The organism is Lactobacillus sp. UMNPBX4 (assembly GCF_002554115.1).
GTDB lineage: Bacteria > Bacillota > Bacilli > Lactobacillales > Lactobacillaceae > Lactobacillus > Lactobacillus gallinarum.
The window spans coordinates 70,816-87,534 of sequence record NZ_PCZF01000002.1 but is presented as its reverse complement, the minus strand read 5'-3'; the positions used below and the strand labels follow the sequence as shown (position 1 = coordinate 87,534).

Genomic DNA, 16,719 nt, shown 5'->3' with positions numbered 1-16,719 from the left:
GTCCAGATGGACTTTTTATTTTTCTAAAGTGTTCAATTTGATTTTACAATCGGCGAAATAATTTTTTGACTAAGTAACTCTTTATTTTGCAGCCAAAAATCTAATGCATTTTCACCTAAATAACCTAAATACGCTGCTTTAAAACTTATATCTAATTCTTGCCAATGTTTAGTGATTTGAGTCATTTCATGACTTAAATCTAAATATGTATTATTGCCAAAACCACCAGTATGCGTTGATAAAATTGCAGTCGGTAATACAGTGGGCTTCAACCCACATGCACCCAAAATTGGCAGGGCAACACTCAATGAAACTTGCCCCATACATGATAAATCTTGACTGATTAATACTCCCCCATCAATCATTTTTTACTCCAATCAAAAAATCCTGCTATTAGCTTAACATAGTTAATAGCAGGAAACATTAAAATTTAACGTGCATTGAATGTATTTGGCTTGATATGATTTAAAATTTGGTAACCAATTGCTTTGTTTCTATTTTCATCATTTTGAGTTTGATTTAAAAACATGATTAAACCATTTTGATTATCAGATGTCATTTGAATCCAATTACCAAAGTGAGTGTTGTATAAGTTACCATATGCTGACTTCAAGGCACCGTTATTCTTGATATACATACCACCTGAATAACCATTTGGAGATTTAGAACTCAAGTTAGTCATGTAATTATACTCGGTTTTATTCAAAATCTTTCCATTTGTAAGTCCAACTTGAATACGGTAGTAATCCATTGGTGTAGAGAACAAATTACCTGCACCAACTAATTGAGAAGCTTGTTGTTTTTTAACATATTGTGCCCATTGATAATTTTTCCGATTCCAGGTATAAGAAATACCATCAGTCATACCAGCAGGAACATCTTCCAAGAAGTAAGTTCTCTTTAAATTAAGTGGATTAATAATTCGTTCTTTAACATTATCTTTATATGATTTGCCTGTAACTTGACGAATAATTCCTGCTAACAAAATATAGTTGGTATTATTATAAGAAAAATTGCCTGGTTTATTTTGACTAGTAGAATTTAACTTATCAACCACCCAATTGATGGCACTAGCTTCAGAAACTACGGACCCACGGTTAACTTCCGTGTCACTAGCCTTAAGTCCTGAAGTGTGCGTCATCAAATTACCAACGGTAATATCTGATGAGCCCTTTAAGTTGGGATACCAAGTTGAAATTTTAGTATCTTGATTAAACTTTCCGGCATAGATTAATTGTGTAATCATTGCAGCCGTAATTACCTTTTGCAATGAACAAACAGGATAAACAACCTTTCTATTTCCAGCACCAAGACGCTTGCCATAATAGCCATAGCCATAACTAATTTGTTGTGGATGACCATCTTTAATAATTACGGTAGTACCTCGTGCATAATAATTAGCCAGTGTACTTCTAACAAAACTACGCATTTCAGTTTGATTATAACTTGCGGCATTTACTTGATTAGCGGCTGCTAACCCACCTATTGGTAAAGAGGCAGCCACAGTAAGTGAAGCGGCTGTTTTAATTAATGCCTTTCTTAAATTAATTTTTTTCGTTTTAATTCCCTCCAGAATCGATCAGTTCTTTATAAAATATATTAGCATTTATTTTTTTCAGTGAAGTTACAGATTAGATAAAAATTATTCATAATTAATATGGATAGTCATCTAAATGATCTTTTTCCGTAATTTTGCGGATAACTTTAGCTGGAACTCCCACTGCTAAGGAATTATCTGGAATATCATGCGTAACTACAGCACCTGCTCCAATTACACAGTTGTCGCCAATCGTCACTCCTGCACAAACAGTAACGTTGCTGGCCAACCAGCAATTATTCCCTACCTTAATAGGTGCACCATATTCAATATCTGCCATTTTGCCATCTGCTTGCATTCTAGGATTTCTTTGTTCAGGTAGTAAGGGATGCAAAGGTGTAGCAAAAGTAACATTAGGGCCACACATCACATTATCACCAATGGTAATTGGACAAGTATCCAGAATCGTTAAATTAAAATTAGCATAAAAATGATCACCTAATTTAGTAAAGCGACCATAATCTACCTCGATCGGTCCTTGCAAATAAACCCCTTCTCCGTGATCCGGAAAAAGCCGATCAATAATAGCTTTTCTTTCTAACTTATCTTCATCAGTTGTCAAATTATAATCTCGTGATAAACGATGTGCCAAACTAGAAAAATGTCCCAATTCTTCGGTATCAGGGCGATATGGTTTACCAGCGAGCATGTTATTAGTATTTTCTTCCATAATTATTTTTCCGCATTCTTTTTAATTTTTTGATCATTAATAATAATTATATGATATACTCGTTACTGTTGTTAAAAAATAATATATTAAAGAGGAAAAAATGCAAAAGAAAAATATTACAGCTATTTGTATTGGATTGCCTGTCTTTTTGATCTTGGCAATCTCAATCATGATTCATGCCAGCTGGATTAATGGTTTTGACAATTTCTTTGAACAAATTGTTCATACCATTCCTAATCTACAAGGCATTATGAAAAAGATTACTTTTTTAGCAGATACTAAAGTTGATTTAGTATGGATGATTTTAATCGCCATTATTTTATGGATTAAAAAGCAACGCCCTCTTTCGCTTAGTATCGTAATTACTTTAATTACTGCAGATGCTTTTGGATGGGTGGTAAAACACATTATTCAACGTGCCCGCCCTGTGCAACACTTGGCCGCAGATGATGGCTTCAGTTTTCCTAGTGGTCACACATTAGGAATGGCAATTATCGTCTTTTGGTTAATGATGATTTTAATCCCAGCATTAGTAAGAAATAGAACTGCCAAGATTTGGTTGAATGTTTTATTAATCGTTTGGCTGATTTTAGTCATGATTTCAAGAGTATATCTTTATGCTCACTTCCCATCAGATGTTTGTGGCTCTGTTGCTCTTGGAGCAATGTGGGTTGGCATTATCGATGCTATCTGGGATAAAGTTACTCCTAGAACTTCTAAAAATAACTTTTAAAACCAAAACGCTAGTTTTCTAGCGTTTTTTTATGCACAAAAAAAGTCACTAAGGAAAATGTCCTTAGTGGCTTTTCTACACCTTCAAATTTCTTCCTATCAGCAAATGCCATAAGAGACATCTTGCCTAGCCTTTTCATCCTCGGAGCGCTCATCACACGCTCCGCTATTATGATAACAGATTAAATAAGAAATATAAAGTGGTTTGTTTTGATTTTATTGAAACTAAAATTAATTTACCCATTCAGTGATTTTACTGTCATTTTCAGCTACGCCAATCACATTTAAATCTTTAGCCCATTCTTTAAAGTGGTTAACATATGCCTTGCGATTAGCTCCTGCGGAAGTAAAGAATGAGGCTACTTCTCCTTGATATCCCTTCATTTGATCTAATAAGGTCTTGATTGGAGTTGCTGGATAGCCTGACCAAACAGGACTACCAATTAAAATTAAATCATAATTATTAAAATCAATATTATCTAGCTTAATATCTGGAAAACTATTGGCTTGGATTTGATCTAAAGCGATATCATTGGTTTTATATTGATCCGCATCAAAAGTGCCGTCAACAGCATCGACTTCCTTAAGATCACTATCTGAAATTTGAGTATGAATCTTTTCTGCTAATTTCTTAGTATTGCCCGACCATGAATAATACAAAATTAACGTTTTCTTAGCCATAATTAGCCCTTCCTTTAATTATTTTATAGATATAAATAACCTTATAATCATAATTTACCAATTATAGCCGCCAATGTAAAAAGAATAACCTATTAATTTATAAATTGTCTAATTACATTAAGCATTGTGTGACCATATTTTTTCAATTTAGCTTGACCAACACCACTTACCTCTAAAAAATCATTTTCATTTTGTGGCTTAATTTTGGCCATATCATGTAAACTACGATCCGAAAAGATCATAAATGCAGGAACTCTTTGTTTTTTAGCTAGTTCTTTGCGTTTTTCTCTCAAAGCGTCAAATAGACTCACATTTTCATCTTCATCAAAAATTTGCTTCTTCTTTTGAATCTTACTGATCCGCCGTTTTACTATAGCTTTTCCATCTAAAACATCCCAGCCGCGGTTAGTTACATGGAGCAAAGGGTATTTTGTCCCTTCAATTTTTAAATATCCAGAGGCAATTAAATAGTCAATCAAACTTACAGCCTCTTTTTGACTGACTTTTAAGCTATTAAAATGTTCGTATTGCTCCGCATGCATTTCCTGCATCCGCTGATTAGTCGAACCAACTAAACATTGAGCTACGACATTTTTACCAAAACGTCCATCAAGTTCATAAACTAACGCAATAACCTTTTGGGCATCAGTAGTGATATCTTTCAAATCACCTTGATTAAGACAATTTGAACATTTACCACAAGGCGGACAATCTTGACCGAAATAGCGCACAATAAATTGTTGCAGACATTCACCGGTATTTACGTAATCAGTAATCACCTGGAATTTTTGATATTGTAATTCCTTATATTTTTGATCTGCATCTGATTCTTCAATAAAATAGCGATACTGGTGCAAATCCCCTGGATGGTAAATCATCACTGCTTCACTTTCTTCACCATCTCGGCCGGCTCGACCAGCTTCTTGATAATAGCTTTCAATGTTGCGAGCACTTGATGCATGAACTACAAAGCGGACATTACTTTTATCAATTCCCATACCAAAAGCGTTGGTCGCCACAATTACTTGAAATTCATCAAATTGAAACGCCTCTTGCACTTGTGATCTTTCTTTTGCATTCATCCCGCCATGATAAGCGCCTACTGAAATTTCTTTTTTAGCAAGATAATCCGTTAAAGATTCAACTTTTTTACGAGTATTAGTATAAATAATCCCGGCTTCATCAGGATGAGCCTTAATGTATTGCGCAATGTAAAGCTGAGTATTTTGCGGAGAATTAACCACCTTAAAACTGATATTGGGACGAGCAAATGAAGTAATAATAAAGTTCTCTCGTTGGATATTTAACTGTTGTCCAATATCATCTTGAACTGCTGGAGTGGCGGTTGCCGTCAATGCTAAAATATTCGGCTTACTTTTAAGAGAATTAATTCCTTCAAAAATTTGTCTATAAGCCGGGCGAAAATCGTGGCCCCACTGTGAAATACAGTGCGCTTCATCCACTGCGACCAAATCAACATCCAAGAAGTTAAGCTGATATCTAAAATAATCTATCGTCAAACGCTCAGGCGTAATATAAATTAGTTTGATTTTTCCCTCATATGCCTGACGTAAAATAGGATTTACTTCTTCTTGCGGGGTGGTTGAATTCAATGCCGCGGCGTTAATACCATTTTGTTTTAGAGAATCAATTTGATCTTTCATTAAAGAAATTAACGGTGAAATAACCAGCGTAATACCAGGATTCATTAAAGCAGGAACTTGATAGCAAAGCGATTTACCTGCACCTGTTGGCATAACTGCCAAGACATTTTTTCTATTTAAAATTAAATCAATTACTTTCTTTTGACCGGGACGAAAACTAGAATAGCCAAAAGTTTGTTTTAAAATTTGTTCTGGATTCATAAATTTTCCTAACTTATTTGAAACATTTTCTTTATTTTAGCAGAGTCCATTAAGGATTATAATTGAAGTATTATATGTAAGAAAGAAGGAAAAAAATTGATACATCTTTTTCATCGACGTATCACATTCTCGCTCGCTTTAACTATTGGTTTTTTAACTCTGATAATTATCGGAAGCATTTTATTATCACTACCTTTTGCAAATAAAGCGGGACAAACAACTAATTATTCTGATGCACTTTTTACTGCTACTTCAGCGGTTTGTGTTACAGGATTGAGTACAGTTACAACAGCAACACAATGGTCATTCTTTGGTCAATTAATTATCATGATTCTGGTCGAAGTGGGCGGTTTAGGGTTCATGACTTTTGCAGTTATGCTCAGTAATTTTGCTCATCAACGAATGAGCTTAGGCGCAAGAATGCTAACTGGAGAAGCATTAAACCTTAATCGTCCTTCTCAACTTCGAATAGTACAATTGATTATTAAACTTTCCTTGGTCGTTCAACTGATAGGGGCAATATTACTCTTTATCGCTTTAAAGCCGCGATTAGGGATAGGAAAAGGTATTTGGTATAGCATCTTTCATTCGGTAACAGCTTACTGTAATGCAGGATTTGATTTATTCGGACCATCTCTTGAACAGTTTAATAATAATCCCTATTTTCTAACTATTATTATGCTTTTAATCGGTGCTGGTTCATTTGGTTTCTTAGTATGGCGTGACTTGTTAACATATCACATTCATCATAAGCTTACCTTACATACTCGATTGGTATTAACAGTTGGCATAATTATTTTAATATTATCAATAATCGGTTTCTTAATTAGTGAACAAAATCTTAAACAATTTGATGGCAATCTCAACGCTGTTCAGAGATTTTTCAACACATTATTTTTGGCAGTAACGCCAAGAACAGCTGGTTTTGCTTCAATTCCTTATACTAAGCTTAGTGCAGCTAGCATTGTAATTACTATTATCTTAATGTTCATTGGTGGAGCTCCTGGATCTACTGCGGGTGGTGTTAAAACGTCAACAATAGGGATTTTATTCTTACAGAGTTTAGCAACCTTTACTGGAAAAGAAGCATCATTTTCTCATCGTCGCTTCACTCGTAATAATATTAATCGTGCCCTAACCCTATTTTGCTCTGCAATTTTATTAATTATTTTTGCGACACTATTGCTAACTATGACGCAACCACTCTCACCTCATAATGGCATTATCGAAGCAGTTTTTGAAGCAGTTTCTGCATTTGGTACCGTTGGATTAACTCTCGGTCTTACTCCACACCTTAATTTATTTGGAAAAATTATTATTATTGCTTTAATGTTTATCGGACGAGTTGGCATTTATACTTTTATGTATTCTATTTTCAAATCTCATCCTGCTAAACAAAGTTATCGTTACCCAGAGGAGGAAATTATCATTGGCTAATTTACATCAACAACAAAGTTTTGCAGTTTTTGGTTTAGGAAAGTTTGGCATGGCACTGACCATGGCGCTTTTACAAGCTGATCAAGATGTTTTAGTAGTAGATTCAAATGAAGAGGTCGTTAATGATGTCGCTCATTTGGTTACACATGCTGTAATTGCTGACGCCACTGATGAAGAGGAATTACGTGATCTTGATATCGGTTCTTTTGATCACGTTTTCGTTACTATGGGCGAAAACGTGGAAGGTAGTATTATCACTACTATGTTAGCTAAAAAGATTGGTGCACCAGATGTTACTACCCGAGCTAATAATCATAATCACCGTTTAGTTCTAGAAAAGATCGGAGCTGATCACGTCATTGAACCTGAACAAGATATGGCCAGACAATTGATTTTTCATCAGCTTCATCCTAATGTCGTCAACTATTTCAATCTTTCTAAAAACGTATCTTTAGTCGAAGTTAGCGTTGAAAACCCTAGCTTTTTTAACAAATCATTAGGTGACTTGGACTTCCGTAAAAATTACGATGTGAACATCATCGGCATTACTCATAATGGTAAATTGAATCAAGTTCCTCTTGCTACTGACATTATTAATCCGCATGATCGGATCACTTTGATAGGGTCAAATGAAGCCGTGCAGAAGATTAATGAAATTTTACAAGAAGATAAATAAATATAGAGCATTACAAAAAGCCTTGAGAATTTCTCAAGGCCTTTTAATTTGGTCAAAACTTTATTTACTTATAAAAGGTTTCTTCAACGGCATGCGTAATCGCAATTTTATCATGTGCATAAGACAAACCGCCTTGAATATAAAGCATGTATGGATCACGAAGTGGACCATCTGAAGAAAGTTCAATAGTTGAACCTTCGACAAATGAACCTGATGCCATGACAACTTCATCTTCATAACCATCTTGGTGATATGGAATTGGATCAACAAATGAGTTCATTGGTGAGTAGTGTTGAATAGCCGCACAGAATTTAACCATTGGGTCTGGTTTACCAAAGGTTACGGTTTGCACAATGTCGCTTCGTGGATCACTCCACTTTGGTGATACTTGCATCCCCATTTCTTCTAACAATGCAGCTGTAAAGACCATTCCTTTTTGTGCTTCACCAGTTGTATGTGGTGCCATGAAGAATCCTTGGTAGATATCACGTAAATAGCCCCAAGTTGCGCCTTCACCTTTACCAGCACCAGGAACAGTTAAACGCGAACCTGCTCCATCGATTAAGTCTTGACGACCAACTAAGAATGCGCCACCCTTTACTAAACCAGCACCCGCATTTTTGTAAAGTGAACCTGCCATCATATCTGCGCCGTAGAAAGTTGGTTCTTCACATTCAGAAAATTCACCATAGCAGTTATCAATAAAGATGTTAACATCAGGACGAACTTCCTTGATGAACTTAAGCATCTTTTTGATTTTGTCCATAGTAAAAGTTTTACGAGTTGCATAACCCAAAGATCTTTGAATGGCTACTACTTTAATTGACTTGTCTTGCAAATCTTTTTTAGCATTTTCATAGTCAACTTCGCCATTCTTTAATTCAGTTGTCTTGAAATTGATGCCCCATTCCTTCATGTTGCCTGGTTTATTACCAGCAAGACCAATTACTTCTTGGATCGTGTCGTACGGGGTACCTGTCAAATAGTAAAGAGTATCGCCTGGGCGCAACATACTAAAGAGACCGACAGTGATGGCATGAGTACCTGAACCGAATTGTGGTCTAACTAAGGCATCATCAGTCTTGAAATAATCGGCATAAATATCTTCGATCTTGTCACGGCCAATGTCGTCGTAACCATAACCAGTTGAAGGCACGAGGTCTTCTTCACCAACATGATGCTTTCTAAACAAATCAAGTACACGTTGTTGATTATATAAAACTTGTTCATCAATCTCATCAATGCGAGGTTGGATCATTTTTTCTACTTTAGTAACTTTATCACTTAATTCTTGTGGTAAATTTTCTTTCCATGAAAAACTCATTTCTTACTCCTTAATTTATCTATCCTTGATAACTTCAGCTTGCACTTTTATGCTGCCATCTTCTTGTGGTTCTAAGTAAACGCCCTGAATTTCTGGTACAAAGCCTGGAAATTTTTCAATCGCATGAGCCAAAACTTCAAAGTATTTTTGATCGATCTCTCCCCACTTTTCACCTGGTGCAACGATAAAGACTCCTGGTGGATATGGCAAGGCACCCTCAGCTGCCGTTCTGCCCACTACATCTTCAAGATCAACTAATTCTGTTTGATCTTTCTTAAAGAGTTGGTCAGCTTCAGCCGGTGTCATTTGGTAATTTTGCATATTAGGCTTAGCAAACAACTCTTGCTGCAGGACAAAAGTTTTATTTTCTTTATAATACTCATGCATTTTCTGGCAGAGCTGCTTCAACGTATAACCATGATAACGCTCAGGATATTCTTGATATAAAAATGGTAAAACATCCTTTACCAAAGCATCTTCATCATAATACTTTTCAAACTTTAAGAAGGCATCCAGCAAAGTATCTAATTCTTCTTGTGAATCACCAGGTGTTAGAAGAAACAGCAAAGAATTCAAATCATTTTTGGCACGAATAATATGATTTTCCATTAAAAATTCTGCAACTACCGCACCAGGAATACCGGTTTCTTCATACTTAGCATTTTTGACATCAATGCCCGGAGTTTTAACTGTAATCTTGAGTGGATCGATCATAGCTTCACCACTGCCCATTTTTCTAAAGCCATGCCAATCGTCATCTTGACTCATGTTCCAGTATTTAGCTTCATTCATTAAATCAGCAGTAGGAATTTCAGCAAAATTGTCAGGTACTAATGGCTTAAATAATTTAGATTGCTTTAATAACTTTTGGCGCCATTCAATGCCCATGCGTAGGGTGTCTGCCCACCACTTTTTGTTTCCTTCACCAGCAGTGACATAGGAATTTACTGTAAGGGATGCATATAACGGATATGCATATGAAGAAGTAACAAACTTCAAATAAGCATGATTGAAATGTTTGTGGTCCACATAACGCTTTTGCCCTTTAATATGCGAATCCTTTTTCAAAATTTGTGAAGCTTGAGCCATCCCTGCTTGTTGCTTATGCAAGGATTGAGTTACTAAAATTCCCGGATCATCCGGTCCCAGATTTAAAAGAAGCGGTGACAAGTGTCTCATAATTGGTACAAATTCTTCAAACCCGCCCCAAGCACAGTCAAACAAAATATAATCGCAAAGTTTACCAATTCGATCTACAATCCATTTTGCATCATAGAATACGCCATCATAGGTTTCTGCCTGCACTATTGCTAATCTAAATGGACGCTTAGCCTTGGCTTTTTCTGGATCAACTTTTGCTACTTCAGCTCTAATTTTGTCTTCAGTCAAAAAGTCAGGATCCATCTCACCAATCAGCCCCAAAGCATTACGATCAGTTGAAATGTAAACCGGCTTAGCACCGCTCATGACCAATGCGCTGTTATACAAGGACTTGTGGTTATTACGATCAAATAAAACCAAATCTCCTTCAGATAAAAGTGCGCTGGCACAAATTGAATTAGCACTAGTTGTACCGTTAGTACAGAAGTAAACCTTATCTGCATGATAAGTTTTTGCAGCTAATTTTTCAGCATCAAGTGGTGTACCTGCATGAGTCATAGTATCACCCAGCTGAGGCACAGTATCACTAGTATCAGCAAACATTAAATTCTTACCAAAGAACTTATTGAAAACAACACCTGCTGGATGCTTATCATAATACTGACCATTATGGTGACCTGGGGTAGTAAAACTAATCGGTTTTGCCTGCGCAAAATTAATTAGATCAGTCAAAAAACCTGGCACCATTTTCTGTTCATAATTTTTTGCCAGATCAACAATTTTTTCTCGATCAGCTGTTGAAACTTGCCTATCAACTTCAATTATTGGAATGGAAAAGCCAGATTGATCTCTTAACGCTTGGGCTTGCTTTTGCGCATTAGGATCTTTATTTTGAATTACAATTGCAGCTATTTCTGCACTATTTTTAACTCGATCAATAGGAACTGATTCCCAATTTTTTATTTTGCTTAAATTAACGCCGCTTCCGAACGCTATTTTCAAAAAATCCATGCTTTTCCTTTCCATTTTTATTACAAATTACGAATTCAAGTTGCAAAACTTAAATAATTCTTTATAATCTTTTTACAGTATTATGTAGTTTCTGAATCACTTCACAAATTACGGTACATATTATATAAATATTGGAGGTTTTAAACAAGTGCACTTGCCCTGTTCGCCCCCTGAACATAAAGATATTTAAATGTAATTGAATAAATACTTGGAGGAAAATATTTTTATGTCAGAGGAAATAGAAACCATTAATTTTGAGCCCGGCAAAAAACATTATATGAGCTGGCCGGTCATCGCATTAATCGACTTTGTTACTATCATCAGTTTTGAAAACATCTTCTATCCATTTCAAAACCAAGGATTATCTGTAGTTGTATCTTGGATTTTCCTTTTATTTGCCTACGTTATTCCTTATGCTCTTATGTCCAGTCAAATGGGATTAACGTTTACAGATCAGGCCGGAGGTTTAGCATCATGGGTACGTCATTCATCTAATGACACTCTCGGTTACTGGACTTCTTGGATGTATTGGGTTCAAACTGTACCATACTTAGTTGACGTTTCTAACTCAGTCATCGTGTCATTCTCCTGGATTATTCTAGGAAACAACACGCTAGACAAGCATATGTCTACTTTCTGGTTTGGAATTCTTACTTTCGTAATCATTTTAGTCTTTATCTTGATTGAAAATGCCATTAAGAATTCACTTGAACTGCTCTCATTAATCGGTGGTGGTGCAATGTTCATCATGTCCATGCTCTTTGTTTTACTTGCTGTTTGGGCAGTAATGCATGGTCATCATATTGCCACGCAACCATTTAACTGGGGTGCATTCAAACCATCATTTAGTTTGCGTTACTTCTCTACCACCGGATTATTAATTTTTGCTATGTCCGGTGCTGAACTTGCTGCTCCTTACATTGTGCAAATGCGTGATCCTAAGCACGAATTTCCTAAAGCAATGTGGATGTTGGCATTAATGACTGGTTTCTTAACTATCTTTGGTACCCTAGCTTTAGCAATGTTCTTTAACGCACACCACATCCCACATGATTTCAAGATGAATGGTCCTTACTACGCTTTCCAACTTTTAGGTGAAAGTTTAGGTTGGGGTAAAATCTTGATGTACATCTTTGCAGTTGTCCAAGCTCTCTTCATGATGGCTCAATTAGCTGTTTTGCTTGATGCTTCAAGCCGTGTATTTGCTGGTGACGTTGCTGATAGATACATGCCTAAGTGGTTAACCGGTAAAAAGGATAAGACCGGTCGTCCAGTTCACTCATATACTTTAACTTGTGGCTTAGCATTATTCTTACTCTTACTTACTGGTACTTTGCCAAACATTAACTCAATTTATAATTGGCTCTTAAATATTAATGGTATTATTTCACCATATAAGACTTGTTGGGTATTCTTTGCTTTCGTAATGTTAAGAATGCACCAAGAAAAGTTCCATTCAGATTATGTCTTTATCAAAAACAAGACTGGTGCTCTAATTATGGGCTGGTGGTGCTTGATCTTCACTTTCATCTGTGCAACTTTAGGATTCATTCCTCAAGAAGCTGAGGCAACATTTGGTAGTGCTGCATTTAACCACCAATTACTTATGAATATCATTACGGTAATTGTTCTCTTCGGTTTAGGATTCTTGCTTCCATGGTTACGTAAGCGCGAAGAAAAACGTGAAATGAATATATAATAAAAAAGGAGATGGCGCTAAGCCATCTCCTCTTTGTTTTGGTTGATAAAATCGAATTGCTTTTGAAAAACTTTTTTCTCACGTAAATCATACACTGATCCAATCACAGGTGTTAATGCAAAAGCTCTTAATGTATCAAAGTCTTCTGTCTTATTTGCATAGATATGATGCATTTCCGGCTTAATTTCAAAAATTTTATTCAAATAAGACGGACTAATTTCATCAACATATCCTTGCAAAGTAAAACCTACGCTAGTTAAAGTTTCTCGACCACGTAATGCTGTGATAGATACGCGATTATGTCTTTTTAGATTACGGTAAAAACTTTTTTGATTCGTAGTAGCGAAAATTAAGCGACCATTTTCATTAAAATCGATGTCTATAACATTGGTATGTGGTTCTCCGTTTTCATCTACTGTACCAAAAATTGCTGAATGAAAGCAATCTACAATTAAATCCAAAAATTCATCATTACCAATATCATCAGTTAATTCAGGAACGTGTTGTCTCATTGTTTTTTCCATTTCTATATCACTCTATTACATCTTTAATAAAGATTTTATTTCTTAAGTGACATAGTGTCAATGAATATACTACATATTTAGAATAACTTAATTATTGAATCTATTTACACAGTTGTCCTATCCAAAAGCCTATGAAAACTAAAATTACTCCCCCCAGATATGAGGTCACTGCATAAAGAATCAAGCCATGGTAATTTCTACTTTTATATAATTCAACTAATTCAGTATTCATTGTCGAAAAAGTTGTATAACCGCCTAATACACCGGTTCCAACTAAGGAATAGAAAAAGACATTGGTTCCAAGACCAAATATAATGCCTAAAATAAGTGCCCCCGTTAAGTTAATAAACAATGTGGGAGTTGGCAAATTAGAAAACTGTTTACCTATCCATTCCCAATGTTTTTTACCATAATTAGTTATTGCATATCTAATCATCGCACCAATTGACGCACCAAGTCCTGCTAATAGAATCTCCACTTTAATCTTCCTTTCTAAGCAACATTCCCACGTTTTTGCCGATTCTCATACCTAAAAAGGCAAAAATAAAGCCAAAAATAATTGAACTCAAAAAATAAATTAAAGCAGTCAATGGTAAACCGGCTTGAATATTTTTTAAAATATCTAAATTAAAAGTAGAAAACGTTGTAAAAGCCCCCACAAAGCCCGTACCAATTCCTACAGTTAACCATTGACGGAAATCTTTAAATTCCATAAAAAAGTAAGTGAAAAAGGCTAATAAAAAACAACCTATGATATTTCCCCAGAAGGTACCATAAAAACTCCATTGAGCATTTAAGCTATAGCGCGCCATGCCACCAAAAAAGGCAAAACAGGCTATACTAATATAATTGCTAATTTTCATTAAAAACATTCCCCCAAACAAAAAGCGTCCACTCTATCCCTCTGGATAAAGTAGACGTCATTAGATTACTCGGTTAATGGTGAACGTCATCACCTATTTAGTTAACAAATATGATGATACAACTTAATTTCAGGTTTCGCAAGTTACTATTTTTTGATTTGCTAGGTTGAACGAAGTGAAACCTAGCTTTTTATTTTTTAAAGTAGAATTTAGTAACAATCTACTTAAGGATGATATGATATAATAAAATAAAAAATTCAAGAAAGGATTTTTGCAATGTTTCCCTATGAAGATAAATTTCAAACATATTGCAAACAAAAAAAGCAATTAGCGCCTTCTACAATTGCACTTGCTGCTAAATCAATCACTACTTTTTGGAATTATTACGCCACTAATATCGGCCCCAGTGCTTCTATCAATGAAGTTACCACGAGCGACATTCGCAACTTTTTAGATTCTCTTGAACAAAAGATGCACTTCAAGAGCAATACAGTTAACAAGTATCTCAGTCACTTAAAAATGTATTTTGTCTTTTTGGCCGAATATGGCTTTATAAATTCCTACCCACTTTTCACATTACGTGGAAATAAATTTGATCGTAAACAAAAGTACGTTATCAACTGGATGGGTCATTTGTCAGAATTGACTAAAATGACTAAATTACATCCAGAAACTATTAAGATGATGACAGCTATTTCACTCGGCTACAAGCCAGCTGAAATATTAACTATGCGCATTAACACTCTGCTTGATCAAGTTTCTTATTCACAATTAAAGAAATATCTACAAGCCCATACTGACTTTTCACAAGATGCTAACCCATATATTTTTGCAACCAAAAGTGGCGATCACTATGCTTCAGATTTTAATATCAATCAAAAAATCGCACCAGATCGTGATCTAATTGGTATGCAACTAACTAGTCATAAATTACGCATGAGCTTTGTTTACTCAATTCTATCTAATCCTAAGCTCTCAGACGAAGAAATCCTCAAAACATTGCGCATCCCTCTTAAATCTCTGAACTACTACCGCAAAAATATGATGCTCTATGTTGAAACTACGGAATTTAAGTTAACTCAACCTTAGTCACTTCTCCACTCGAAAAGCTATGAGCTTCATTATTTGTTAAAATAACCAACTTTCCTGCATCATCAATAGTCTTAACTAGTCCTGTCACTTCTTTTTTTCCCAGCTTAAGATTTACTCTTTTACCTATTAGCCAAGATAGTTTGCGATATTGCTCCATAAACTGATTTTGACCATAATTTTTACTTGCTAAATCAACTGCTTGTAAAAGTTCATTGGTCATTTTTTTATGCTCAAAAAGAGTATCCGAAATGTACCCTGCTTTGAATCTTATCTGCTCTGGAAAATCGTGCGTTGCGATATTGATGCCGACACCAATTATTAAGCCACTATTCTCATATTCCGTTAAAATACCTGCTACCTTTTTATTTTTTAAATAAATATCATTAACCCATTTCAAACGGAAGTCTTTTTGAGGATAAAATTTTCTGAGCACATCAACTACATTGGTGGCTATACATGGCGTTAATAAATTGATTTTTTCCCGTACAATTTCAAAATTAGGAAAAGCCATACTAAAATAAATTCCTGTTTGAGCGGGCGAATAGAAAAAGCGACCTCGTTTGCCATAACCATTAGTTTGGCTTTGGGCAACAAAAGCCGCTTTTTTCTTGTTTTTATTTTTCAAATAATCTTTAGCCAAATCTTGTGTAGATTCAACCTGATCATATTGATAAACTTGCATTTTATCTTAAGTGAACACCCTTATCAACAAAAATCACGTCACCAGTTAAACCAGTTGCTAGATCACTCATTAGGAAAGCACAAGTATTTCCAACTTCTTCTTTAGTGACATTCACACCATCAACGGTTTCGCTTTGAGAGATTTTCAATAAATCAGCATGTCCTTTAATACCAGAAACTGCTAAAGTCTTCATTGCCCCTGCTGAAATAGCATTTACGCGAACACCTGCTTCACCTAAATCACGTGCCAAATAGCGGACACTAGATTCAAGAGCTGCCTTAGCAATGCCCATAGTATTGTAATTAGGCAAGGCACGATCGCTACCCATATAAGTTAATGTGACAATGCTGGCAGGATTATTTAAAATAGCAGCTCCTTCTTTGGCAACAGCGAGTAATGAATATGCGGAAACATCTAGAGCTTGACTAAAACCTGCGCGAGTTGAATTAAGAATCGAGCCGCCAAGTTCTTCTTTTTTAGCAAAAGCAATGGCATGAACAATTCCATCGATTTTACCAAAACGACTCTCAATAAGATCAAAAGCGTTGGCAATACTTTCATCATTGGCAACATCACATTCAATTAAACGATTTTCATCCGTTACTAACTTGGAAATAAATTTCTTTAAGCGTTCGTTTTGATATGTATAAATCACTTCTGCGCCTTGCTGCTCCATTGCTTGTGCACATCCCCAAGCAATAGAACGATTATTAGCAACGCCCATTACCAAAATTTTCTTTCCTGTTAAGATACCACTCATTTTTT

The 16,719-nt window shown here is 35.5% G+C and carries 16 protein-coding genes, 1 pseudogene and 1 riboswitch; of the genes and pseudogenes, 5 read left to right on the top strand and 12 right to left on the bottom strand.

Features of this window, described 5'->3' with window-relative positions; translation table 11 throughout:
* Window positions 1-77: 77 nt before the first annotated feature.
* The 3 genes and pseudogenes from CP355_RS00990 to CP355_RS00980 all read right to left on the bottom strand — a co-directional run.
* Window positions 78-365, bottom strand: a pseudogene (locus CP355_RS00990) (pyridoxal kinase); the annotation flags it as partial.
* A 65-nt stretch (window positions 366-430) separates the two neighbouring features.
* Window positions 431-1,528, bottom strand: a complete 1,098-nt coding sequence (locus CP355_RS00985; protein ID WP_098043694.1) for a serine hydrolase — start codon at window positions 1,526-1,528, stop codon at window positions 431-433.
* Between the two features lie 124 nt (window positions 1,529-1,652).
* Window positions 1,653-2,267 (bottom strand): sugar O-acetyltransferase, encoded by a 615-nt coding sequence (locus CP355_RS00980; protein WP_098043693.1) that lies wholly within the window; start codon window positions 2,265-2,267, stop codon window positions 1,653-1,655.
* A 100-nt stretch (window positions 2,268-2,367) separates the two neighbouring features.
* Here CP355_RS00980 and CP355_RS00975 point away from each other — a divergent pair, with 100 nt between their 5' ends.
* Window positions 2,368-3,000 carry a phosphatase PAP2 family protein gene (locus CP355_RS00975; RefSeq protein WP_098043692.1) on the top strand — a complete coding sequence of 211 codons (633 nt, stop codon included), beginning with the start codon at window positions 2,368-2,370 and terminating at the stop codon, window positions 2,998-3,000.
* A gap of 230 nt (window positions 3,001-3,230) precedes the next feature.
* Here the strand turns inward: CP355_RS00975 and CP355_RS00970 are convergent, their stop codons facing one another.
* Both CP355_RS00970 and recQ read right to left on the bottom strand, forming a co-directional pair.
* The gene (locus tag CP355_RS00970; protein ID WP_098043691.1) at window positions 3,231-3,680 is read right to left on the bottom strand and encodes a flavodoxin; all 450 of its coding nucleotides are present in this window, start codon (window positions 3,678-3,680) and stop codon (window positions 3,231-3,233) included.
* A 92-nt stretch (window positions 3,681-3,772) separates the two neighbouring features.
* Window positions 3,773-5,545 (bottom strand): DNA helicase RecQ, encoded by a 1,773-nt coding sequence (gene recQ, locus CP355_RS00965; protein WP_098043690.1) that lies wholly within the window; start codon window positions 5,543-5,545, stop codon window positions 3,773-3,775.
* A gap of 96 nt (window positions 5,546-5,641) precedes the next feature.
* On the opposite strand from recQ, the gene CP355_RS00960 reads away from it, so the two are divergent.
* Window positions 5,642-6,982 (top strand): TrkH family potassium uptake protein, encoded by a 1,341-nt coding sequence (locus CP355_RS00960; protein WP_098036295.1) that lies wholly within the window; start codon window positions 5,642-5,644, stop codon window positions 6,980-6,982.
* Window positions 6,975-7,658, top strand: coding sequence for a TrkA family potassium uptake protein (locus CP355_RS00955; protein ID WP_087176153.1), 684 nt, complete (start codon window positions 6,975-6,977; stop codon window positions 7,656-7,658). The genes CP355_RS00960 and CP355_RS00955 overlap by 8 nt, the downstream gene beginning before the upstream one ends.
* A 64-nt stretch (window positions 7,659-7,722) precedes the next feature.
* On the opposite strand, the gene CP355_RS00950 is transcribed toward CP355_RS00955, so the two are convergent.
* Together CP355_RS00950 and CP355_RS00945 are read right to left on the bottom strand one after the other, a co-directional pair.
* Entirely contained in the window at window positions 7,723-8,982 is a 1,260-nt protein-coding gene (locus tag CP355_RS00950) for a methionine gamma-lyase family protein (RefSeq protein ID WP_014918875.1), read from the bottom strand.
* Between the two features lie 15 nt (window positions 8,983-8,997).
* Complete coding sequence (locus CP355_RS00945; RefSeq protein ID WP_098043689.1) at window positions 8,998-11,094, bottom strand: putative ornithine decarboxylase; 2,097 nt, start codon at window positions 11,092-11,094, stop codon at window positions 8,998-9,000.
* A 226-nt stretch (window positions 11,095-11,320) separates the two neighbouring features.
* Here CP355_RS00945 and CP355_RS00940 point away from each other — a divergent pair, with 226 nt between their 5' ends.
* Entirely contained in the window at window positions 11,321-12,793 is a 1,473-nt protein-coding gene (locus CP355_RS00940; RefSeq protein ID WP_087176155.1) for an APC family permease, read from the top strand.
* A 17-nt stretch (window positions 12,794-12,810) separates the two neighbouring features.
* On the opposite strand, the gene CP355_RS00935 is transcribed toward CP355_RS00940, so the two are convergent.
* The 3 genes from CP355_RS00935 to CP355_RS00925 form a co-directional block, all read right to left on the bottom strand.
* A complete protein-coding gene (locus tag CP355_RS00935) occupies window positions 12,811-13,305 on the bottom strand; it encodes a pyridoxamine 5'-phosphate oxidase family protein (protein WP_087176156.1) in 495 nt (164 codons plus the stop codon).
* A 112-nt stretch (window positions 13,306-13,417) separates the two neighbouring features.
* Window positions 13,418-13,795, bottom strand: coding sequence for a fluoride efflux transporter CrcB (gene crcB / locus CP355_RS00930; protein WP_087176157.1), 378 nt, complete (start codon window positions 13,793-13,795; stop codon window positions 13,418-13,420).
* Between the two features lies 1 nt (window position 13,796).
* On the bottom strand, window positions 13,797-14,180 hold the full coding sequence (locus tag CP355_RS00925; protein ID WP_087176158.1) for a CrcB family protein: 384 nt from the start codon (window positions 14,178-14,180) through the stop codon (window positions 13,797-13,799).
* 44 nt (window positions 14,181-14,224) lie between these two features.
* Window positions 14,225-14,283, bottom strand: a riboswitch (Fluoride riboswitch).
* 173 nt (window positions 14,284-14,456) lie between these two features.
* Between CP355_RS00925 and CP355_RS00920 the strand changes: the two genes are divergently transcribed.
* Window positions 14,457-15,269, top strand: coding sequence for a site-specific integrase (locus CP355_RS00920; RefSeq protein WP_098043688.1), 813 nt, complete (start codon window positions 14,457-14,459; stop codon window positions 15,267-15,269).
* Here CP355_RS00920 and CP355_RS00915 read toward each other — a convergent pair.
* Both CP355_RS00915 and fabI read right to left on the bottom strand, forming a co-directional pair.
* Window positions 15,250-15,954: a biotin--[acetyl-CoA-carboxylase] ligase gene (locus CP355_RS00915; RefSeq protein ID WP_087235560.1), complete on the bottom strand. Its 705-nt coding sequence runs from the start codon at window positions 15,952-15,954 to the stop codon at window positions 15,250-15,252. The genes CP355_RS00920 and CP355_RS00915 overlap by 20 nt on opposite strands.
* A 1-nt stretch (window position 15,955) precedes the next feature.
* Window positions 15,956-16,714 (bottom strand): enoyl-ACP reductase FabI, encoded by a 759-nt coding sequence (fabI, locus tag CP355_RS00910; protein ID WP_087176161.1) that lies wholly within the window; start codon window positions 16,712-16,714, stop codon window positions 15,956-15,958.
* Window positions 16,715-16,719: the final 5 nt, after the last annotated feature.